Below are 20,600 nucleotides of genomic sequence, written 5' to 3'. Positions count from 1 at the left end.
TATCTGGCGTATCAGCGCCCCGAATCTTGGAAGAACCCATGTCTGCAAAAGAATATAATGCTGGATCCATTGAAGTTCTCAGCGGGCTAGAGCCTGTACAGAAACGCCCAGGGATGTACACGGAAACCACCCGTCCCAACCACTTGGCCCAAGAGGTGATTGATAACTCGGTCGACGAAGCCCTCGCTGGCCATGCCGATCGTATCATTGTGACGCTTCATAAAGACAATTCGTTAAGTGTCGAAGACAACGGCCGTGGTATGCCGGTGGACATTCACCCAGAAGAAGGGGTGTCAGGTGTTGAGTTGATCCTTACCAAGCTGCATGCCGGTGGTAAATTTTCTGGAGATAACTACCAGTTCTCAGGTGGTCTGCACGGGGTAGGGGTGAGTGTGGTAAACGCACTGTCTACCTCATTGGAAGTGTTTGTGAAGCGTGGCGGTGTGCAATATCACATCGGCTTTGCCGATGGCCATAAGGTATCTGAATTAAGCGAAATCGGCACCGTGGGTAAGAAAAACACCGGCACTACGGTGAAGTTCAAAGCGGACCCTAAATACTTCGACAGTGCTAAATATTCCTTGTCACGCCTCAAGCATTTATTAAAAGCCAAAGCGGTACTGTGTTCCGGCTTGCACATGGTCTTTATTGATCAAAGTGGCACGACTGAGGAGCGTGAAGAGTGGTTCTTTGAAGATGGTCTAAAAGATTACCTTCTAAAAGCCAACGAAGGCTTTGAGCTAATGCCTGAAGAGCCGTTTATTGGTGGGCAAACCGAAATCACTCAAGGCGTCGATTGGGCCGTACAATGGCTGCCGGAAGGTGGTGAGTTAGTGACCGAAAGCTATGTTAACTTGATTCCAACCGCACAGGGGGGAACCCATGTGAACGGTTTGCGTACCGGCCTGTTGGAAGGTATCCGTGAGTTCTGTGACTTCCATAATTTATTACCGCGTGGTGTCAAGCTGACCGCTGAAGATGTTTGGGATCGCTGCAGTTATGTGTTGTCAGCCAAACTGCAAGAACCACAATTTTCGGGGCAAACCAAAGAGCGTTTATCGTCGCGTCAGATCGTTGCCTTTATCGCTGCGACGGTAAAAGATGCCTTCAGCTTGTGGCTCAACAAGCATGTGGAAGACGGTAAAAAAATCGCCGAGTTGATCATCACCAGTGCGCAGAAGCGTTTGCGCGCTAGTAAAAAAGTAGTGCGTAAGAAGGTCACTCAGGGGCCAGCTTTACCTGGTAAATTGGCCGACTGTGCTGGACAAGATGGCCGCACCAGTGAGCTGTTCTTAGTCGAGGGGGACTCGGCCGGCGGCTCAGCTAAGCAGGCCCGTGATAAAGATTTCCAAGCCATCATGCCGCTGCGCGGTAAGATTCTTAACTCTTGGGAAGTGGACTCGACTCAGGTGCTAGGTTCGCAGGAAATCCATGATATTTCGGTGGCGCTAGGGGTCGACCCAGCAGAAGATGACCTCTCTGGTCTACGTTACGGCAAAGTCTGTATCCTAGCCGATGCGGACTCGGATGGTCTGCACATCGCCACCTTGCTGTGTGCGTTGTTTGTGCGCCACTTCCCTGCCTTGGTGAAGAATGGTCATGTGTTTGTCGCCATGCCACCTTTGTACCGAATTGATATGGGCAAAGAAGTGCATTACGCCTTGGATGATGAAGAGAAAGACATCATCTTGCATAAGCTGCAGGCAGAGAACAAACGCGGCACGCCGAACGTACAACGCTTCAAGGGCTTGGGTGAAATGAACCCAGCGCAATTGCGTGAAACCACCATGGCACCGGATACGCGTCGTTTGATTCAGCTGACCATGGAAGACCCGTTGTCGACCGGTGAGGTATTGGATAAATTGCTGTCGAAGAAGCGTGCCAATGACCGTAAGAGCTGGTTGGAAACCTACGGTAACTTAGCGGTAGTGGACTAAGTTCAAATACCGCTAAAAAAAGCGCCATGAGGCGCTTTTTTTATGCTGTCATAGTCGCTTTTACAGAATACAGTTCTTGGCATATTCGGTCGCTTCATTCGCGGTCCAGTCGCCTTTTGGTTTTTCTTTCATCTCAACGCACCATTCTGGGCTACCTACCTCTGGCGAACAACCTTGCAGCACAAGCATGGTAATAACGGCAGATAGGCCTAGGGAGATCTTTTTCAATGTGCTATTCATGTTAATTTCCTAAATCTAACGATATTTTTTAGGTAAGCTTAAGGGAATGTAAAGTGTAAAGGAATGGGGCAGGAAACTTTGTAAAGGTTTTCCTAGAATATAAAAAGATGCGGTAAAGGTATGCTGTGGCGCTTTAGTTCAATTTCAGTCAACCTATACTAGCTTTATATTTGCTTATTGCCCCAGTGGATGTTCATAAAAACAAGGTAGGAATCATCATGTTTAAACTTAAAAGCACCATCGCTATTGTATCGATTGCGGCACTTCTTGGTGGCTGTCAATCAATGCAGCGTCAAAATGCCACGACCGGTGAAATGGAAACTAACTCTACGACGACTGGTGCGATCGTTGGTGCCGTGTCGGGTGCGCTGGTAGGCTTGGCAACAGGTGATAATGCTAAAGAGCGCCGTAACCGTGCCCTAGCAGGCGCTGTTGCAGGTGGTGCTGTGGGGGCTGGCGTGGGTAATTACTTTGACCGCCAAGAGGCTGCATTACGTGAGGAACTGCTCAACTCAGGCGTACAAGTACGTCGTGTCGGTGAAGATCAGTTAGTTCTAGTGATGCAAAACGGCATTGGCTTTGCCTCTGACTCCTACATGCTAGAGTCTTCGATCTACAACACTCTAAACGGTGTCGCGCGTATCCTAGTGGAATACCCAGACACAGTTCTGATGATCACGGGCCACACTGATAGCACAGGCAGTGAAGCTTACAACCAAACTTTGTCACTAAAACGTGCCGACTCAGTACGTACTTACTTATCAGGCCAACGTGTCGCAGGTAACCGTCTATCAACCATGGGCATGGGTGAGAGCTCACCTATCTGTGATAACTCAACCAGCCAAGGTCGTACTTGTAACCGCCGTGTTGAAATCAATATTTACCCAAAAGGTAACTAACAGGTTCGCTTTTCTAAGCGATGGCAACGCAGCTGTCTGAGCTGTGTTGCTGCCTTCCTTATGCCCCCAGATATACCTACCTGCGAAATTTATTAAAAACGATTACACTTAGAGCCTGACGCAAAAAAGTAGAGAAGTACCATGCAAGACGACTCTTTGCCGGTTGAGGCAATGTACGAACGCTTAGATTACTACCTACAAAATTACGGTACAGAGCGCTCGATTATGAGTGTCTCTGAGCTTGATGGTTTTGTTACGTCGGTGGGCTGTAGTAAAGATCTGTTGGCACCGAATGATTGGTTACACGCCATCTGGGGGGCTCAAGAAGATCAACCAAAGTGGCACGAAAAGGAGGAAGAGGACGAGTTTTATGGCTTGGTAATGCTCCTTCATTTAGAGGCCGTGGATGGTTTAATCAATGGCACCTTGAGTCCGATTTACTTAGAGCATGACGATCAAAAAGGTCATGTCACTTTGATCATCGAAGACTGGTGTGCGGGTTTTATGCGAGGCGCGCGACTGACGGGGCTGAACCAGTCTGGTGAACGTGATTTTCTCGACGATGTACTGGCCAGCGTGCGTTTATTTGGGACCCCAGCGGGCTGGGAAAAGCTGGATGCTATGAGCGATGCGGAGGTGACTTTTTGGCGAGAGAGCCTAGAGCCCTCGGTGATTCGGTTGGCGCAGGCGAACCACCCAGAAATTCAAATCAGCCAAGATAATGATGGCTCAATGCCGATTTTGCACTAGCCACCTTGAGACCATAAAAAAGGGCCTAATGGCCCTTTTTAGAAACTAAGGTTACATTAACCTACGACTTTGGCGATCGATTCGCATAGGTAATCGATGTTGCTATCACTAACCCCAGCGACACTCATACGGCCAGTATCGGCAATATAGATGGAGTAATCCGAGCGCAACTTGCGGACTTGCTCAAGGGTTAGCCCTGAGTAAGAGAACATGCCGCGTTGCTTTTCAATAAAGCTGAAGTCTTTGCTTACACCTGAAGCCGCAAGTTTCTGTACGAGCTGGCTGCGTAGACCATTGATACGGTTACGCATCTCAGTGACTTCTTTTTCCCACATCGCGTATAGCTCTGGGTTGCTCATAATGGTGTGCACAACGGTCGCTCCGTGCGCAGGTGGCATAGAGTAGTTTGCGCGAATAGCTTGACCGATGATTGAGAAAGCGTTTTTCGCTTCTTCTGCCGTTTCAGCGATTACACTTAGGCCACCACAACGGTCACGGTAAATGCCGAAGTTCTTTGAGAAAGAGTTAGCGATCAGCATGCTTGGGGTACGCTCAGCCATGTAGCGTAGGCCCGCCATGTCTTCGTCCAGACCGTCACCGAAACCTTGATACGCAGCATCCACCAATGGCAACACATTGCGCTTGTTTACGAAGTCGGTCAGGGTATGCCAATGTTCAAGCTTCAGATCCACGCCCGTTGGGTTATGACAGCAAGCGTGTAGCAATAGCACATCGCCTTGTTTCATTTCCGCTTCTAGGAACGCCATCATGTCATCAAAACGCACATCATTGGTCGTTGCGTCGTAGTAAGGGTATTCGATCACTTCAACGCCCGCAGAGTTGAAAATCGACACATGGTTACCCCATGTCGGGTCGCTGACGAATAGGCGCGCACCGTCTAGATTCGCACTGATAAAGTCAGCCGCGACTTTTAGGGCGCCGGTACCGCCAGGCGTTTGTGTCGATTGAATACGGCCTTGCTTGATGATGTCGCTGTCTTTACCTAGCAATAGGTTTTGGATCAGCGGCGCGAAATCTGCAGCACCGTAGACACCCAAATAGGCCTTGGTTTCTTCGTTTTGTACCATCAACGCTTCGGCTTTTTTCACAGACTCAAGAATCGGGGTACGACCTAAATCGTCTTTATACACCCCCACACCCAAATCAATTTTCTTTGGGTTAGAGTCTTGCTGGTGAGCAACGATAAGGGCTAACAAAGGATCGCCAGGAACGGCCTTCAGGTGCTTGAACATAGTGGGTGTTTTCCTTACTGGTTACGGAAAGTTCTTGTCGTATGGAACTGAAAAGGTTCCCATATTCTGCCCGTTTGACGCTAAAATACAATTCATTCATGCGTTAACAAATGCGAACTTTCAATAAACTGTATAAAAAATTGAACACCTCAAAACAACTGTCCTGTTCTTCATACACAGACCTTTTTAAAACCTTAGATCATTGGTTGGCCCAGCATCAGTCATTGTGGGATGTGCCAAGCTTTCATGCCCTAGATTGGCCATGGCTGACGCGTTTCCCCGAGCTCTGTGATTGGTTGCAAGCACTGCCGCAAGCGCCGGATGTCAACCAAGTAGAGCAAGCTTTAGAAAGGTGTGTGGCGGGCTTCGAACGCCTCGAGTGGCCATGGCAGAGCATTGCTCATCGCCCCTTAGTAGAACCTGATAGCCATTTTTCGGCGGGGATCAAAGGACGTAAGTGGCAACAGATACAGGCGTTTTCACAAGCGGTTGCACCTCTGTCACCGGTGCTCGAATGGTGCGCAGGTAAAGGGCATCTAGGTAAACTGATTGCGTATCAGCATCAAGTAACGGTGTGCAGTGCGGAATGGCAAGCTAGCTTGTGCCAAGCCGGACAGAAGGAAGCCAAGCAACGTCAGTTGCCACAGCGTTTCATTCATGCAGATGTGTTGCAGGGGGAAGGTCTAGAGCCCTTACGGCAGGCCCAAAGTGCCATAGCATTGCATGCTTGCGGTGATCTACACACGACTCTGATTGAGCAAGGCATTGCCGCGCAACTGAAGTATTTTGCCATATCCCCCTGTTGCTATCACTTAACACGGGACGAGCAATATCAGCCATTATCCCAAGTGGCGCGCCACGCCCAAATCACTCTAACTCGGGAAAACCTTAAGCTTGCCGTGAAAGAAGTCGTCACGGCGGGGCAACGGGAGCAGCGCTTAAAGCACACTGAATTGGTTTATCGCCTAGGGTTTGATGCTTGGCAAAGGCACGTTACGGGAGCGGATCGCTACCTTAATGTGCCATCCTGCAACAAAGCCTTGTTAGGGCAGGGTTTTGTTGCGTTTGCAACCTGGGCGGCTGAGCAAAAATCCTTGTCTCAGTACGTGGCGCAACACAGTTTCGACGGTTATCAAGAGATTGGCCAGCAGCGCAGTGAGCAGGTAGCTAAGGTCGAAGCCATTTGTCAGTATTTTCGGCGCCCGTTAGAGCTTTGGTTAATTTTAGATCGTGCCTTGCGCTTAGAAGAGGCTGGCTATCGTGTCACCGTGGAAGCCTTCTGTGATAAGGCATTAACCCCGCGAAATTTACTGATTCTGGCGCAACATTCAGGATAGTGTCAGAGACTTGACAATCTTTTTAAATAAAAGTGGTTTTCATTTGTTGATTTCGGTCTATAAAGGGTAGATTATAAATGCTTATAAGCAGCAATACGTTAGGTAGCCATGTCGTCCACTACCTGAAAGATGTATCGTTAAATAATAGCTGTAAGCAAGGGAATATTGGTTATGAAATATGTTTACATGGCAGGCGCATTGGCTGTCGCACTTTTCGTTATTTTCTCTTCCGACTCCGATAATGCGTTTGAAGCGAACGTGGAAAACTGTAAGTCGGAAAATCTGCGCCAAATCACCGATGAGCAAATCATGTGGCAGCTGTCTGGTGAGTGCCAACGGGAAGGTATTTATGAGCTCAACAGCTAATTAGCACGCTTAAAGCCTGTTTTTTAACAGGCTTTTTAGTCTGGCCAATGTATCTCAGGGATGCGCTCAAAGGTCGGTTTGGCAAACAAATAGCCCTGAAATAGAGTAATGCCCATATCTCTTAAGGTTTCGTATTCCGCTTTGGTTTCGATGCCTTCTGCAATCACTCTTTGACCTAGCTCTGCCAACATCTTCACCGTATGGCGAAGGATTGTTTGGCGTGCTGGATCTTGATCAATATTCCGTATCAGTTCCATATCGATTTTAGTGAACTTGGTTTTGAGATCGGCTAGTTGAGCCAGCCCGTTATACCCAGAACCAAAATAGTCAATCGCGGTTTGAAAGCCGATCTGTTGATAGTGCTTGATGATATTGAGCAGATGCTGTTGATCGAAAATGCGCTCGTTTTCAGTAAATTCGAAAATGATTTTCGTGCGATCGAAGCCGTAGGTCTCAGCGGCGGCCAAGGTGGTGCGAATGCAGAGTTCGGGTTTGTAGATCGCGTTGGGCAGGAAGTTAATGCACAGAAAAGATTGTACGCCGAGCTCCGCTGCCAAGCGAATGGCTTTAACTCGACAGCTTTGGTCAAAGCGATAGCGATTGCTTTCGTTGACCTGTTTAAAGACTTCAGCCGCCCCTTCGCCATTCAGGCCGCGCACCAGCGCTTCCTTGGCAAACACCGTACGTGTCGAGATATCGACAATCGGTTGAAATGCCATACTAAAATCAAACCCCAGGTCACATGCCTTGGCGCATTCCTTGCAGCTAAGCTCTGTAAAATCAATTGGTTGCATGACAGTTCTCATTAGGGTATCTGCTTTTAGCTTATCTTGAAATTACTATAAAACAAGTCACCTGTAACAGTTTTCACATATTAGTCGTGTTTGATATAGATCAATTTATTTTATTGGCATGAAAATGGCTTGTTTTTTTGATTAGGTAGAGATGTAGATGGTTTACATCTAACCTAAAAAGAAGGCGCAGCAACCTGTGATAACAGGCATCTGCCACTTCGACTCAAAACGCAATTCACAACTCTTCTGCGAAGCGGTGGAAGATTAGGAGTTCGTTGTGATTAGAACTTGCATCTGTTTTATCTTTCTACTGTTTGGCCCACTAGCCAGTGCGGCGGATGACAAAATTCGTCTACAGCTAAAGTGGCAGCACAGCTTTGCTTTTGCTGGGTATTACGCTGCCCAGCAACTGGGTTATTACCGCGATGCGGGCTTGGATGTAGAGTTTATTGAAGGCTCTGCGCGCACCAATGTGTACAGTGAGGTCGCCACTGGTAAAGCGGATTACGGTATCGGAAACAGTTCCTTGCTGGTAGAGCGCAGCCGCGGACGTCCGTTTGTGATTCTGGCTGTGGTATTTCAGCATTCGCCGATGATTTTTGTGACTCAAGATCAACTGTTAGACTTTGACGACTGGCAAGGGCAGCGTGCCATGTTAGAGGCCTCTTCGGATGAGTTGATACTGTATTTGCAGCAGCAAGGCGTTAAGTTATATGAGCTGGAGTTCCTCAATCACTCCTTTGATCCGCAAGACTTAGTCGATCAGCGCGTTGACATTATGAGTGCCAACAGCACCATTGAGCCGTATTTTTTGGCACAGCAAAACCATCCTTATCGTACCTTTTCTCCTCGTTCCGCGGGCATTGATTTCTCCGGCGATAATCTGTTTACCTCGGAGGAAGAGATCCAATACAACCCTGAGCGAGTGGCCGCCTTTCGAGAAGCCAGTTTACGTGGTTGGGCGTATGCCCTGAAGTATCCTGAAATAGTGATTCAGTGGATTGTATCCATCTATCACAGTGACTATGACCGTGACTACTTAGCGTTTGAAGCCAAAGAAACCTACAGCTTGATCCAGCCGAATTTAGTCGAAGTGGGCTATTTGAATGAATCACGTTGGTATGATGTGGCGCAAGCCTATCAAGCCATTGGTAAGCTCAACGACGACTTTGACGTGGGTGCTGCCTTGTATACGCCGATGATAGAAAAAGATTGGCGCGAGGTTATGATCGTCGTAGCGGTGGCATCAGGCATCATGTTGATATTAATGTCGGTGGTGTTGTACGTCGTGCGCACCAATAAACGCTTAGATTTGGCACTGAAAGAGAGTGACCAAGCGCGGACATTAGTAGCCAAGCAAGCCACCCAGGATCCTCTGACCGAGCTGCATAATCGCCGTTATTTTAAAGAGCGTCTGCAAAGCTTATCTCTGTCTGCGAAGCGGGAAGGGGAGCCGTTTGCGTTGTTGTATTTGGATTTAGATCGATTTAAAGAGATCAATGATATCCATGGACATCAGTGGGGGGATCATTTGCTGCGCGAGGTGGCCAAACGACTGCTGCAATACATTCCTAATGGTGCCGAGCTTGCTCGGATCGGCGGAGATGAATTTACCATCCTAGTGCCTTATGGGCAGTCTCAGTTGAGCCTCACTGAATTGGCGAAAAGGATTCTGTCTGGCTTGGAACAGCCGTATTACCTCAATCAGGATGAAGTCTACATCTCCGCCAGCATCGGTATTACCCAAGCACCATTTGACAGTGTTGAGCCGTCTGCCTTGCTGCAATATGCCGATGAGGCCATGTATTCTGCCAAAGCCGCTGGACGAAGCTGCTGGTGCTTCTTCAGTTTTGAACTGCATCAGCAGACCATTGAAAGGCAGAGTTTGATCAACGACCTGCGTCAAGCGCTGCCACATAATGAGTTGTTTTTGGTATACCAGCCGATTGTCGAGATGCAAGATGGCCGCATCCGTAAATTTGAAGCCTTGCTCAGATGGCGACATCCCCGTAGAGGCATGATAACCCCCGATATATTTATTCCCATTGCCGAAGAGTCTGGCCTCATCTCTGAGATTGGTGATTATGTGTTTAAAGAGTCGATTCGCCAGCTTGCCGATTGGCGTAAGCGGTTTGGTGAGCACTTAATCATGAGCATTAATATCTCGCCGTATCAGCTGTCTGCACCCGATAAGCACATGTCCGATTGGTTTGAGTTTCTGCATGCCCAAGGTGTGCCAGGCGCTGCGGTGAGCTTAGAGATTACCGAGAATATGTTGATGCATCATACCGAAGTCGTCTCAAATCAGTTGTTAGCGTTTCGTGATGAAGGGATTAACGTCGCCTTGGATGACTTTGGTACAGGTTATTCTGCATTGTCTTACTTGAATAGGTTAGACATTGATTTTATCAAAATTGACCGTTCATTTGTCAGTGAGTTGGCCGAAGAGCGTATGGAAAAAGACCTGTGTGAGGCCATTATTACCATGGCCCATAAGCTCAAACTCAAAGTCATTGCAGAAGGCATTGAAACGCCAGCGCAAGCGGCCATATTAGCTAAGTTTGGTTGTGACTTGGGGCAAGGGTATCTGTATGCGAAACCCTTGCTAACCGAGGGTGCAGAAGCCTTGCTGCGAGCCCAAGACACAACTCGTAATCAGGTTCATTTAGGGGAGATCAAATAGAATCACTTTCAGTCGCTCTGACTGCTTGCTAAAGTGAATAGCGTCTAATTGCTCAAGTTTGGCGCCATCCCCTTGGCACAGGACCACTTCGTTTTGTAGCAGCAAGCGACCTTCCACCACATGCACATAATAACGGCGCTCAGGATCGGCTGACCAAGTGGCATCTTGTGTTTGCTGCATGATCAGCTGGATCAGGGAAGCATCTTGCTTAATTTGCAAAGTGCCTGCGCGACCGTCTGGGCTGATGATAGTGGTAAAGCCCTCGGCCTCGCCAAAGCTTTTTTGCTGATAGCTGGGTTCACCGCCAAAACGGTTTGGCTGAATCCAAATTTGTAGAAATTTTAGGCGCTCAGCGTCTGAGGCATTAAACTCACTATGGAAAATACCTGAGCCAGCAGACATTAGTTGATATTCTCCCGCCGGCAGTTCGCGAATATTTCCGGCACTGTCCTTGTGGGCAATGGTGCCTTGGGTCACCAGACTAATGATCTCCATGTCTTTATGGCCATGGGTGTCAAAGCCCATACGCGGCTGTACGGTATCGTCGTTGATGACGCGTAAAGCAGAAAATCCCATATGCTTAGGGTCGTAGTAGTGACCAAAAGAAAAGCTATGGTAACTGTTGAGCCAACCAAAATCGGCTTGGCCACGTTCGCTTGCGGGGCGTAAGGTGATCATGCTGTACTCCAAACTGTTGCGACTCGATTTGAATCAATGAATTCAGTTTATATATCGAAAAAGTAAATTAAAAATACAATATTTCGAGAGTATTTATCGATTTTATTGATTGTTTTCTTGTTTGGAACGCTCTCTTATCTTGTTAACTAGCTGATCTGGAACGAAAACGAATGGAATTATTTATTGCCATACTACCGGTGTTTTTATTGCTCATGATGGGCGGCTTACTACAGCGTTGGCGCTTTCCATTTGACGGCTTTTGGCAAGGTGTCGATAAACTGGTGTATTGGTGTTTGTTTCCCGCGTTGCTGTTTTCGAAAACCAGTGTGATTGATTTCGCCAACCCCATGTTACTTCGTTATGGCATGGTGTTGGTCAGCGCTTTGGCGGTGACAGCCTTGGTGATATTTATCACCGCCCGCTGGTTACAAGTGTCTGCTCCCACCACCACCTCGATGCTGCAAGCCGCGGTACGTTTTAATACCTTTATTACGCTGGCGCTGGCAGAGCGCTTATATGGTGCTGAGGGACTGGTGTTGGCAGCCTTGGGGGCGGCGGTGTTGATTCCTTCGGTGAATGTCTTCTTGGTGGTGAGCATGGTCTCCATGCATGGTCAGAAGCAGCAGTCGTTAGCGAAACTGATTGCCAAAGAATTGCTCAGAAACCCACTTATTTTAGCCATTGCTGCAGGACTTGGTTTAAATGCGTTGGGCTTAACGCCGATCCCAATTGTGTCTGATATGGCGCAAATGTTGGCGCAGGCAACCTTACCACTGGTGCTGCTTGCCGTGGGAGCGGGGGTGCGTTTAACCACTGTTCGGGCCATTGGCGCCAGCTTTTGGCTATCGGCTGCTGGGCGCTTTTTAGTTTTCCCAAGTGTCGTATTACTGGTGTGCTACCTATTGGAGATCAATGGCTTAGCAGCCTATGTTGCCTTGTTGTTTGGTATTGTGCCAACCGCTACGTCGGGCTATGCGCTGGCGAAACAATTGGGCGGCGATGCGGACAGTTTGGCCGCGTTTATTACCTTACAAACGGCCATGTCTTTGCTGACGGTACCAGTTAGCATCGCGCTGGCTCACTTGTGGTTGGGCTAGCGCGTGCCGCTCTGGTTTTAAAATGGCTTAGTGTTTGTGGTGACCGTGCTCGTGATGGTGGTGCTCAATGTCACAATCGTGCTCACAGGGCTCGGGCTCGCCTGGGTAGAAGACGCCAATGTCTTGACGAATTTCATCCATGGTGGCGAGGAGGTTCAAAGTGTCTTGCCAGCTGTGGTTAGGGCTTTGTAGCAGACCTTCATCGATGCAGCGGTTCACTTCTTCGATTTCAAATTGATAACCTGTGCCCGGGACGTCGAACTCGATTGCGTGTTCCGCGCCGTCTTCTTTGACCAAGGTAAGGTTTTTGCTCTGGTACCAGTTCTGGCCAAACTCAATGTAGCCGGCGCTGCCTGAGAGTACCGCACGGTTCGGCTGTTGACTGATGATGGACGATTCTAAAGCGGCCAATTGGCCTTCATCCCAGCCCAGTAATAACTGCTCGAAAACGTCTACATCAGTGTCGCCCACTAACGCTTGGTTTTGAATAAAGTCCGGTTTGCCGAGGAACAGCTGCGCTAGGAAAATGGGGTAAATCCCCACGTCTAGCAGAGCGCCACCGCCGAGTTCATTATTCAGTAGGCGCTCACTTGGGTCTTGTGAGCCGTTGAAGCAAAAGCTGGCTTGTATGCTTTGTAACACCCCAATTTCACCTTCTTCAACCCATTCTAATGCCTGTTCAACGGCTGGATTAAAGCGCGTCCACATGGCTTCCATCACAAACACATTGTGCTTTTTCGCTAACTCAAACAGCTCTTCGGCCTGTATTGCATTTAAGGTAAATGGCTTTTCACAGAGCACATGTTTTCCCGCCATAATGCAGGCTTTGCTGAGTTCAAAGTGTAATGAATTGGGCACGCCAATATAGATGACATCCACTTCGTGGCTATTGATCAGCGAGAAGTAGTCCATCATCGCCAGTTCAATATCAAAGCGCTCTGCAAAGTCATCCGCAGCCTCTTTGCTACGCGATGCGACGGCTCTCAAAACGCCAGTTTGGGCATAGTTAAAGTCTGCCGCGAACGCTTGCGCGATGCTTCCGGTACCGATGATTCCCCAACGTACTTCATTCATGGGAGGCTCCTAAGTGGAAGAAGGTGAGTGACAAGTCAAATCAAATTATAGCCCAGTGTTGGCCTCAAGCGCAGCGAGGCGTGCGTTTAAGTCTGCCACAATTTGTTCAAGGGTATCGATGCGTGTCAATAAATCTTCATTAGTGGAGGCTTGCACCAGCTCTTCGGCACTGACATCGATATTGCTTTCGCTGCAAAACAGCTCCTGATAGCGTGTTTCACGCTTGCCTGGTTCCCGCGGCAACTGCTCGACAAATGGCCCCGCGGCTTTCTCTTTAAGGCTGGTCAAGGCTTGTTCGACTTCTTGAATGCTGGCAAACGCATGCAATCGACCACTGCGTGAGCGCAGCTCTCCTGGGGTTTGCGCGCCGCGTAATAACAGCATGCACACCAGTGCGGTTTCTGCCGCTGTAAACTGCAGGTCAGAGAACTCGGTATTGCAAAAACGGTGCTGGTACTTAGCGACGCGGCTGCCTTGATAAAACTCTTCCGTCACTAGGCTGCGTGCCACCAACGCATCAACCGTATCCTGTACTTCCAGCTCAGTGTAATTGACCACGGGGTCACGGCTGGACTTTTGATTGCAAGCATTGGTTAACGCATTGATGCTCAATGGGTAGTGGTCTGGCGTGACGATAGACTTCTCGATCAGGCAACCAATGATACGAGCTTCCATTGCGGTTAACGTGTAGTACGACATCTTTTTCTCCTATTGCGAACGTCCCTTTCCTTTGACAGACAAGGAAAAAGGCATTTTAAGCAGTTCAAATAAACTTTTTGGGGCATAACGCTGAGTTTGAGGCAAACCAATGTTGAGTCCTTGGTCGCCTCCTTGGCTCTCTTTTAAATAGCTTTTAAAACAGCGGTCCCAAATGCTCAGACAGAAACCAAAGTTACGATTGGCTTCGGTGTTGATTCTGGAATGGTGAATGCGATGCATGGCTGGGGTGACGATTAAACGACGCAGAGGGCGCTCCAGCGACGGCTTGAGTTGTACATTGGTATGATTAAACAGGGCGAGGGCATTAAGTAAGATATCAAACACCAGCACCGCTGTGGCAGGAATACCCAGTAGCCAAATGGCTGCGGCTTTTATCAGCAGTGATAGCAAAATTTCGAGTGGGTGAAAGCGCACCGCCGAGGTGGTATCCAATTCAGGGTCGCTGTGATGGACGCGGTGTAAGCGCCATAGCCAATCGACTCGATGAAACAGGCGATGTTGCCAATAAATTAGCAAGTCTAACAGGGTCAGTGCGACCACCAATGCCAAGGCGCTAGGCAATAGGCTAAGAGGTGCAAAGGGCGCGGCAGGTAGCAGTGCGACGCCGGTTAATAGCAGCGGCTGGAATAAGCGTACGCACAAAGCATCAATAAAGAACAAGCCGAGATTATGGCGCCATCTGGAGCGCCATTGCCGCAGTGGTGCTCGTGGCGCAAGAAACTGCCAGCTCAGTAGAACTGTGACGAACAGTAGAAACAGTAATATGCGCAGTTGGTAGTCGATCATGCCTATCCGTGTATGCGGAAGATAGGGCTAGTCTACACTACTTTTCTCAGTGGAGTGCTTGATCTAGCTGGTGTTTTCTTACCATATCGACTTTGAGCAGCGCCAGAAGTTCCACCAGTACGTTCAAATTGACGCGATCAAGGCTATCGATTAATAGGCAGTGATCGCCTAAGTGCACATTTTTAAGACGCTCATAAAACCCTGAAATGTCCAGGTCGCTGGCGTGATAAAGGCTCAGGTTTTGTTGGTGCGGTACCAACGCGAAGGCCCACTCTTCAACGAGGTAAAATACGTCGACACCTTTCTCGCGAATGATTCGAGCGCTGGGGGCAATGGCAAAAATCAATTCACTTAAAGTATCTAAATCCGTGGTGACATCGTGATGTGGATCGGGGCTTAGGCCTTCTAGGGCAAGCTCTTTAATGGTCGTCAACATAGGCACCTCCTAGGGTGATAGGCATGGCGTATGTTGACGACTTTCACAGCGGATTAAAGCAATGGGTTACGACAGGGAATCCAAAGCAATCAAGATACGGTTCATGGCTTGTTCTAATTGTGAGCGTGGACAACCGAAGTTTAGGCGAATAAATCCCGCTGCGCCAAACCCCTCACCATCAGAAATTCCCACTCCTGCTTTTAAGAAGAAGTCATGGGGCTTGTCAATTTGATAAGCACGGAGATCCAGCCACGCTAAATAGGTCGCTTCATGTTTCGCCATTTGGATTTTAGTCCCCGCGATACGCTGACGAATATAAGTGCAGTTGTTACGCAAATACTCCAATAGCTCAGCGTGCCATGCTTGCCCCTTTGTGTAGGCGGCCTCAGCAGCGACCAAGGCTAACAGATTTGGTGCAGGGGTCAGTCCGGCGCGCGCCTTATTGAAGCGTTGGCGCAGTTGGCTGTTGGCTATGATAGCAAAGGCGTATCCCAAACCGGCGATATTAAACGTCTTCGAGGGGGCCATTAAGGTGACCGTTCGTTGTGCGGCATCTTCGTTGAGGCTGGCAAATGGAATGTGCGTGGCATCCGATAAGATCAGGTCACAGTGAATCTCATCCGATACCACATATAAGTTATAACGTTTGGCAAGTGCATGAATTGCTTGCAGTTCTTCCCGTGTATATACGGTGGCGCCTGGGTTGTGCGGATTACACAAAAGTAGCATGGACGCATCGTCTTTTTTGCATGATTCTTCCAAGCTTACTAAATCCACCGACCAGCGGTTTCCTTTGAGTACAAAAGGAATTCTGTCTAACTTTCGATCAGACATCTCTGGGGCCTTGGTGAGGTGATAGTACACTGGGCTGGGGACGATGATGCGGTCGTTGGCCTCAGACAAGGCTCTGACGCACAAATGTAGTGCGCATACGAGGCCGGGTAGGTGAATAAAGTGGGCACTGGCGGGCTGCCACTGATAATGGCTTTGACAATGCTGCTGAATGGCCTGTACTAGGGACTTGGGGGCATAGGTATAACCAAACACGCCGTCATCCACCCGTTGCTGCAATGCCTCTTTAACGCATGGGGGAGCATCAAAATCCATGTCAGCGACCCACATAGGGATGACATGGCTCGGATATTTACCCCATTTGTCACTGTAGTGACCCCTTCGGTCGATAATGTCGTCGAAATGAGACTCCTGACTCATATACACTCCTTATGTGGCAGGTGATCAGAATTTCACCTTGAAAGATGGATACTGCCATACGCACGATTCGGTAGAGACCTGAAAATCTTGGCGCATGACGCTTTTGGATAAATTGTGTGGTTATTGTACAAATGGTTGGGATCCTGTGATTAGGATCAAGAAAAATATTAAAAATATTTTTTCTTGCGCAATGCCTTATGTTTCAAGCCTTCCACAATTATTCGCAGCGATACGCTAAGTATTTAGAGCTATTAAGGGTTGACCATTCCCTGACGTTGTGTCTACTATAGTTTTTATTAAATGGTTGTTTAACAAAAAGGAATCCAAATGCCAAAAGTTGGAATGCCAGAAATTCGAAAACCACAATTGATTGAAGCAACCATTTCAGCAATCGATGAACTGGGTTTTCCTGGCGCAACGGTTAGCGTAATCAGCAAAAAAGCTGGTGTTTCTCCGGCCATCATCAACCACTACTTTGGTGGTAAAGACGGCTTGTTAGAAGAAACCATGCGCAGCCTAATTAAAGAATTTTTTGAAGTGTTGCACAGTGAGCTGTACCTAGCGCGCGAAGGCAACACTTATGAGAAAGCGATGGCCATTGTTCGAGCTTCGATCAGCCAATCTCAGACACGCCCACAAGTGGTTAAAACGTGGATGGGGTTCTGGGCGTCGGCGATGCATAAGCCAGCGCTTTTTCGCTTACAAAATGTTTATTCACGCCGATTACAAAGTTGCTTAGTGGTTGTGTTTCGTGAGCGTTTTGACAAAGAACGCGCACGAGAGATTGCCTACACGGTGGCGGCGATGATTGACGGTATGTGGCTTCGCGGTTCCCTAGCCGGAGGCATCGACAATCAACACGCAGCCAACATGATTAATGAATACATTTCAATCATGTTAGAAAGACCGTAACGGGCGAGCCCCCAAGGATGGGGCGCTTTGTTGGGCGTGATATCGATTTGAAAATTTAGAGCCGAGTAACCCTCACTCTAACCATATATCCCTTAGGAGATAGATTATGTTGAAATTGAAACACGCTACACTTGCTCTATGCGTTGCTGGTGCCTCTTCCATGGCTGCCGCAGACTGTTCTACTGTTCGTTTCTCAGATGTGGGGTGGACGGACATCACGGCGACCACGGCCATTACCTCAACGGTACTAGAAGGCCTAGGTTACAGCACCAAAACGCAATTGCTATCGGTTCCAGTGACCTATACATCGCTGGCCAACAATGACATTGATATCTTCCTAGGCAATTGGATGCCGACTATGGAAGCGGACATCGCGCCTTATTTAGAAGCGGGCACAGTAGAGGATCTAGGGCCTAACCTGACGGGGGCAAAATACACCTTAGCCGTGAGTCAAGCAGCCTATGACGGCGGCGTAAAAAGCTTTGCTGACATCGCCAAGCACGCCCGTGAATTCAGTGGTCGCATCTATGGTATTGAGCCAGGTAACGACGGCAACCGCCTGATCCAAGATATGATTGATCAGAATGCTTTCGGTATGGGCGACTTCCAACTAGTGGAATCAAGTGAAGCGGGTATGTTGTCTCAAGTGAGCCGTAACGCGCGTCGCGACAAGTGGATCGTATTCCTAGGGTGGGAGCCGCATCCAATGAATGCTAACTTCGACATGGCCTACCTAGAAGGCGGTGACGATTTCTTCGGTCCAAACTACGGTGGTGCTAACGTTCACACCAACGTGCGTAAGGGCTACCTCCAAGAATGTCCAAACGTGGGCAAATTGCTAACTAACCTTAACTTCTCTCTACAAATGGAGAACGAAGTCATGGGTGCCATCCTTGATGACGGTGAAAAACCAAACGTTGCAGCGCAGAAATGGCTGAAAGCGAATCCTGCGGTACTGGATTCATGGTTAGACGGCGTCCAAGCGGCTTCTGGCGACAATGGCCTAGCGGCTGTAAAATCTTCATTGGGTCTGTAACCAAGTGACACGTTAGAAAAATACATAAGCGTCGCATGGCGGCGCTTATAGCTTGATGTAAGTTGTTTGGAGACCCCTATATGAATTGGCTAACAGAGCACAAACTTCCACTCGGCGATACCATGGAAACCTTTGTAAACTGGTTGATTGATGTTGCCTCATTCTTTTTCGATTTTATTTCTGTCACCCTAGAAACCCTGATTTTTGCCCTAGTGGATGGCCTTGAATGGATGAACCCATTCGCCGTGGTCGCGATTGTGCTAGCACTGGTTTGGTGGTTACACCGCAGCGTCGGTATGATGATTTTTGTCGCCGCCGCCTTCCTACTTATTATGAACCTAGGTTACTGGCAAGAAACCATTCAAACCTTGGTGCTGGTGATCACAGCAACCATGATCAGTGTCTTGGTAGGGGTGCCTATCGGTATTGCCGCAGCGCACCGCCCATTGCTGTACACCGTATTACGTCCGATTTTGGATTTGATGCAAACCATCCCGACTTTCGTGTACTTGATCCCAACCTTGATTCTATTTGGTCTGGGTTATGTGCCAGGTCTGATTTCTACCATTATCTTTGCCATCGCGGCACCGATTCGTCTAACTTATCTGGGCATCAGCAAAGTGCCTAACGAGCTGCGTGAAGCGGGTCTAGCGTTCGGTTGCACCAAAGCCAAACTGCTTTACAAAGTGGAGCTACCAGCGGCAATGCCAAGCATTATGGCCGGTGTGACACAATGTATCATGCTGTCCCTTTCGATGGTGGTGATCGCCGCCCTAGTCGGCGCGGATGGTCTGGGCAAACCTGTGGTACGTGCCTTGAACACAGTTAACATTTCGCAAGGCTTTGAAGCCGGTGTGGCGATCGTATTGGTAGCCATCATGCTAGACCGTATCTGTAAAACACCTAATTCAAAAGCGGAGGGCTAAGTTATGCCAATGGTTCAAATTGAAAACCTAGACATCGTATTTGGTAATCAAAAGATGGAATCCCTACGCTTGCTAGACAAAGGCTTAACTCGCCCTGAAATCCTAGCGCGCACAGGTGACGTCATCGGTGTTCAAAATGCGACTATCTCCGTCGAAGAGGGTGAAATCTGTGTGCTGATGGGGCTTTCTGGCTCAGGTAAATCCACTTTGCTGCGTGCCATCAATGGTCTGAACAAGGTGGCCCGAGGCCGTTGTCTAGTGCGAGACGGTGAGCGCATGGTCGATATGGCTAAGTGTGATGAAGAAACCCTACGTCATATGCGTACCAACCGTGTTTCCATGGTGTTCCAAAGCTTTGCTTTAATGCCTTGGATGACGGTGCTAGAAAACGTTGCCTTCGGCCTAGAAATGCAAGGCGTGTCGAAGAAAGAGCGTGAAGAACGTGCCAATAAACAGCTGAAAATGGTGGGCTTGTACGACTGGCGTGATAAGAAACCAGATGAGCTATCGGGTGGTATGCGTCAGCGTGTCGGTCTGGCTCGTGCCTTTGTCATGGACTCCGATATCCTGCTGATGGACGAACCGTTTTCCGCGTTGGATCCCTTGATCCGTTCTCAGCTGCAAGATGAGTTGATAGAGCTGCAAAAGCGCCTAAAGAAAACCATCATTTTCGTAAGTCATGATCTAGATGAAGCTCTGAAGATCGGTTCTAAGATCGCCATCATGGAATCGGCACGTATTATTCAAGAAGACGTGCCAGAGCAGATCGTTTTGAACCCAGCGACGGAGTATGTGGAGAAGTTCGTGGCCCACACTAATCCTCTCAATGTATTACGTGGTAATGCCTTGATGACGCCGCTGGCACAAATGGCGCAACTGGATGGTTTGTTCCACGTCAGTGAGCATCTCGCGTTAGATATCCAAGATGGGGCGCTAAAGGGCGCGTCATCCCACGGCCATGACATCGCGATCAGCAAATGGGAAGATGGCATGGACATTGAAAATATGCCGGAAAACTCTGTTGTGCTGGCGCCAGTGGGAATCTCCATGCGTGATGCCGTTGAAATTCGTTACCACACGAAAATGCCGATGGTTCTGCAAGATAATGGCCAGTGCGCCGGCGTATTGGGCGACCATCAGTTCTACCATGCTTTATTAGGTAAGCACTTTAGCCGCGCTTCCTAGTGACCAGTTTGGTGACATCGGAACGAAGACCATCCAGACTGAACGAAGCAACGTCATGATCCGTTCGGTTGAGTTCTGTAGGGGAAGGGATGCCTTTGTTTTGATAACGCCACTCGGTTAAATTGATAGTGATTTATCGCTAAGATTTGACCAAACCTTAGCCCTTAGCAGCCCTCTGCTAAGGGCTTTTTATGTTCTTTATCACTGGCTGTAACGTTCAGCCCTGTGCTTTAATCTAAAGATAGACAAAAGAAACATTGTTCCTCTCATATTGCACAC

Annotated in this window: 20 protein-coding genes; 11 read left to right on the top strand and 9 right to left on the bottom strand. The window is 48.6% G+C overall.

Going from position 1 to position 20,600, the window contains the following annotated elements; genetic code table 11:
• Positions 1 to 38 precede the first annotated feature (38 nt).
• Entirely contained in the window at positions 39 to 1,937 is a 1,899-nt protein-coding gene (gene parE / locus MAQ5080_RS01180) for a DNA topoisomerase IV subunit B (RefSeq protein WP_067204316.1), read from the top strand.
• A 60-nt stretch (positions 1,938 to 1,997) separates the two neighbouring features.
• Here parE and MAQ5080_RS01175 read toward each other — a convergent pair whose 3' ends face one another.
• On the bottom strand, positions 1,998 to 2,177 hold the full coding sequence (locus MAQ5080_RS01175; protein ID WP_067204313.1) for a DUF3012 domain-containing protein: 180 nt from the start codon (positions 2,175 to 2,177) through the stop codon (positions 1,998 to 2,000).
• A 218-nt stretch (positions 2,178 to 2,395) separates the two neighbouring features.
• On the opposite strand from MAQ5080_RS01175, the gene MAQ5080_RS01170 reads away from it, so the two are divergent.
• Both MAQ5080_RS01170 and MAQ5080_RS01165 read left to right on the top strand, forming a co-directional pair.
• Positions 2,396 to 3,076: a YiaD family glycine zipper/OmpA-like lipoprotein gene (locus MAQ5080_RS01170; RefSeq protein WP_067204310.1), complete on the top strand. Its 681-nt coding sequence runs from the start codon at positions 2,396 to 2,398 to the stop codon at positions 3,074 to 3,076.
• 141 nt (positions 3,077 to 3,217) lie between these two features.
• Positions 3,218 to 3,826 (top strand): UPF0149 family protein, encoded by a 609-nt coding sequence (locus tag MAQ5080_RS01165; RefSeq protein ID WP_067204307.1) that lies wholly within the window; start codon positions 3,218 to 3,220, stop codon positions 3,824 to 3,826.
• Positions 3,827 to 3,882: 56 nt separating this feature from the next.
• On the opposite strand, the gene MAQ5080_RS01160 is transcribed toward MAQ5080_RS01165, so the two are convergent.
• A complete protein-coding gene (locus MAQ5080_RS01160; RefSeq protein WP_067204304.1) occupies positions 3,883 to 5,079 on the bottom strand; it encodes an amino acid aminotransferase in 1,197 nt (398 codons plus the stop codon).
• Positions 5,080 to 5,189: 110 nt separating this feature from the next.
• On the opposite strand from MAQ5080_RS01160, the gene MAQ5080_RS01155 reads away from it, so the two are divergent.
• Positions 5,190 to 6,416, top strand: coding sequence for a methyltransferase (locus MAQ5080_RS01155; RefSeq protein ID WP_082860958.1), 1,227 nt, complete (start codon positions 5,190 to 5,192; stop codon positions 6,414 to 6,416).
• A 171-nt stretch (positions 6,417 to 6,587) separates the two neighbouring features.
• Positions 6,588 to 6,782, top strand: coding sequence for an entry exclusion lipoprotein TrbK (gene trbK, locus MAQ5080_RS01150; RefSeq protein ID WP_067204301.1), 195 nt, complete (start codon positions 6,588 to 6,590; stop codon positions 6,780 to 6,782).
• A 35-nt stretch (positions 6,783 to 6,817) separates the two neighbouring features.
• On the opposite strand, the gene MAQ5080_RS01145 is transcribed toward trbK, so the two are convergent.
• Positions 6,818 to 7,501, bottom strand: coding sequence for an EAL domain-containing protein (locus MAQ5080_RS01145; protein WP_231870747.1), 684 nt, complete (start codon positions 7,499 to 7,501; stop codon positions 6,818 to 6,820).
• A gap of 352 nt (positions 7,502 to 7,853) precedes the next feature.
• On the opposite strand from MAQ5080_RS01145, the gene MAQ5080_RS01140 reads away from it, so the two are divergent.
• On the top strand, positions 7,854 to 10,259 hold the full coding sequence (locus MAQ5080_RS01140) for an EAL domain-containing protein (protein WP_067204294.1): 2,406 nt from the start codon (positions 7,854 to 7,856) through the stop codon (positions 10,257 to 10,259).
• On the opposite strand, the gene MAQ5080_RS01135 is transcribed toward MAQ5080_RS01140, so the two are convergent.
• Positions 10,242 to 10,937, bottom strand: coding sequence for a pirin family protein (locus MAQ5080_RS01135; RefSeq protein WP_067204291.1), 696 nt, complete (start codon positions 10,935 to 10,937; stop codon positions 10,242 to 10,244). The genes MAQ5080_RS01140 and MAQ5080_RS01135 overlap by 18 nt on opposite strands.
• A gap of 170 nt (positions 10,938 to 11,107) precedes the next feature.
• On the opposite strand from MAQ5080_RS01135, the gene MAQ5080_RS01130 reads away from it, so the two are divergent.
• Positions 11,108 to 12,034: an AEC family transporter gene (locus tag MAQ5080_RS01130; protein ID WP_067204288.1), complete on the top strand. Its 927-nt coding sequence runs from the start codon at positions 11,108 to 11,110 to the stop codon at positions 12,032 to 12,034.
• A gap of 27 nt (positions 12,035 to 12,061) precedes the next feature.
• Here MAQ5080_RS01130 and MAQ5080_RS01125 read toward each other — a convergent pair whose 3' ends face one another.
• From MAQ5080_RS01125 to MAQ5080_RS01105, 5 genes are all read right to left on the bottom strand, one after another.
• The gene (locus tag MAQ5080_RS01125) at positions 12,062 to 13,108 is read right to left on the bottom strand and encodes a Gfo/Idh/MocA family protein (protein WP_067204286.1); all 1,047 of its coding nucleotides are present in this window, start codon (positions 13,106 to 13,108) and stop codon (positions 12,062 to 12,064) included.
• Positions 13,109 to 13,153: 45 nt separating this feature from the next.
• Entirely contained in the window at positions 13,154 to 13,807 is a 654-nt protein-coding gene (locus MAQ5080_RS01120; RefSeq protein WP_067204283.1) for a YceH family protein, read from the bottom strand.
• Positions 13,808 to 13,816: 9 nt separating this feature from the next.
• Positions 13,817 to 14,614, bottom strand: coding sequence for a sterol desaturase family protein (locus MAQ5080_RS01115; RefSeq protein ID WP_067204280.1), 798 nt, complete (start codon positions 14,612 to 14,614; stop codon positions 13,817 to 13,819).
• A 46-nt stretch (positions 14,615 to 14,660) separates the two neighbouring features.
• Entirely contained in the window at positions 14,661 to 15,050 is a 390-nt protein-coding gene (locus MAQ5080_RS01110) for a hypothetical protein (RefSeq protein WP_067204277.1), read from the bottom strand.
• Between the two features lie 66 nt (positions 15,051 to 15,116).
• The gene (locus tag MAQ5080_RS01105) at positions 15,117 to 16,262 is read right to left on the bottom strand and encodes a MalY/PatB family protein (protein ID WP_067204274.1); all 1,146 of its coding nucleotides are present in this window, start codon (positions 16,260 to 16,262) and stop codon (positions 15,117 to 15,119) included.
• A 327-nt stretch (positions 16,263 to 16,589) separates the two neighbouring features.
• Here MAQ5080_RS01105 and betI point away from each other — a divergent pair, with 327 nt between their 5' ends.
• The 4 genes from betI (at position 16,590) to choV (ending at position 20,321) form a co-directional block, all read left to right on the top strand.
• The gene (betI, locus tag MAQ5080_RS01100; protein ID WP_067204271.1) at positions 16,590 to 17,174 is read left to right on the top strand and encodes a transcriptional regulator BetI; all 585 of its coding nucleotides are present in this window, start codon (positions 16,590 to 16,592) and stop codon (positions 17,172 to 17,174) included.
• Positions 17,175 to 17,280: 106 nt separating this feature from the next.
• Positions 17,281 to 18,210 (top strand): choline ABC transporter substrate-binding protein, encoded by a 930-nt coding sequence (locus MAQ5080_RS01095; RefSeq protein WP_067204267.1) that lies wholly within the window; start codon positions 17,281 to 17,283, stop codon positions 18,208 to 18,210.
• Positions 18,211 to 18,290: 80 nt separating this feature from the next.
• A complete protein-coding gene (gene choW, locus MAQ5080_RS01090; protein WP_067204264.1) occupies positions 18,291 to 19,136 on the top strand; it encodes a choline ABC transporter permease subunit in 846 nt (281 codons plus the stop codon).
• A gap of 3 nt (positions 19,137 to 19,139) precedes the next feature.
• Positions 19,140 to 20,321, top strand: coding sequence for a choline ABC transporter ATP-binding protein (choV, locus tag MAQ5080_RS01085; protein WP_067204260.1), 1,182 nt, complete (start codon positions 19,140 to 19,142; stop codon positions 20,319 to 20,321).
• Positions 20,322 to 20,600: the final 279 nt, after the last annotated feature.

It is taken from the genome of Marinomonas aquimarina (genome assembly GCF_900089755.1).
Taxonomy (GTDB): Bacteria; Pseudomonadota; Gammaproteobacteria; order Pseudomonadales; family Marinomonadaceae; genus Marinomonas; species Marinomonas aquimarina.
Note: the sequence above shows the minus strand (reverse complement) of the source record. Positions and strands in the feature narration are given on the sequence as shown.

Coding starts and splice junctions, on each gene's coding strand:
- MAQ5080_RS01130 (WP_067204288.1), top strand. CDS start 11,108: ATGGAATTATTTATTGCCATACTACCGGTGTTTTTATTGCTCATGATG.
- MAQ5080_RS01155 (WP_082860958.1), top strand. CDS start 5,190: ATGCGAACTTTCAATAAACTGTATAAAAAATTGAACACCTCAAAACAA.
- MAQ5080_RS01145 (WP_231870747.1), bottom strand. CDS start 7,501: ATGGCATTTCAACCGATTGTCGATATCTCGACACGTACGGTGTTTGCC.
- betI (WP_067204271.1), top strand. CDS start 16,590: ATGCCAAAAGTTGGAATGCCAGAAATTCGAAAACCACAATTGATTGAA.
- MAQ5080_RS01115 (WP_067204280.1), bottom strand. CDS start 14,614: ATGATCGACTACCAACTGCGCATATTACTGTTTCTACTGTTCGTCACA.
- choW (WP_067204264.1), top strand. CDS start 18,291: ATGAATTGGCTAACAGAGCACAAACTTCCACTCGGCGATACCATGGAA.
- MAQ5080_RS01095 (WP_067204267.1), top strand. CDS start 17,281: ATGTTGAAATTGAAACACGCTACACTTGCTCTATGCGTTGCTGGTGCC.
- MAQ5080_RS01135 (WP_067204291.1), bottom strand. CDS start 10,937: ATGATCACCTTACGCCCCGCAAGCGAACGTGGCCAAGCCGATTTTGGT.
- parE (WP_067204316.1), top strand. CDS start 39: ATGTCTGCAAAAGAATATAATGCTGGATCCATTGAAGTTCTCAGCGGG.
- MAQ5080_RS01170 (WP_067204310.1), top strand. CDS start 2,396: ATGTTTAAACTTAAAAGCACCATCGCTATTGTATCGATTGCGGCACTT.
- MAQ5080_RS01125 (WP_067204286.1), bottom strand. CDS start 13,108: ATGAATGAAGTACGTTGGGGAATCATCGGTACCGGAAGCATCGCGCAA.
- choV (WP_067204260.1), top strand. CDS start 19,140: ATGCCAATGGTTCAAATTGAAAACCTAGACATCGTATTTGGTAATCAA.
- MAQ5080_RS01175 (WP_067204313.1), bottom strand. CDS start 2,177: ATGAATAGCACATTGAAAAAGATCTCCCTAGGCCTATCTGCCGTTATT.
- MAQ5080_RS01110 (WP_067204277.1), bottom strand. CDS start 15,050: ATGTTGACGACCATTAAAGAGCTTGCCCTAGAAGGCCTAAGCCCCGAT.
- trbK (WP_067204301.1), top strand. CDS start 6,588: ATGAAATATGTTTACATGGCAGGCGCATTGGCTGTCGCACTTTTCGTT.
- MAQ5080_RS01160 (WP_067204304.1), bottom strand. CDS start 5,079: ATGTTCAAGCACCTGAAGGCCGTTCCTGGCGATCCTTTGTTAGCCCTT.
- MAQ5080_RS01165 (WP_067204307.1), top strand. CDS start 3,218: ATGCAAGACGACTCTTTGCCGGTTGAGGCAATGTACGAACGCTTAGAT.
- MAQ5080_RS01105 (WP_067204274.1), bottom strand. CDS start 16,262: ATGAGTCAGGAGTCTCATTTCGACGACATTATCGACCGAAGGGGTCAC.
- MAQ5080_RS01120 (WP_067204283.1), bottom strand. CDS start 13,807: ATGTCGTACTACACGTTAACCGCAATGGAAGCTCGTATCATTGGTTGC.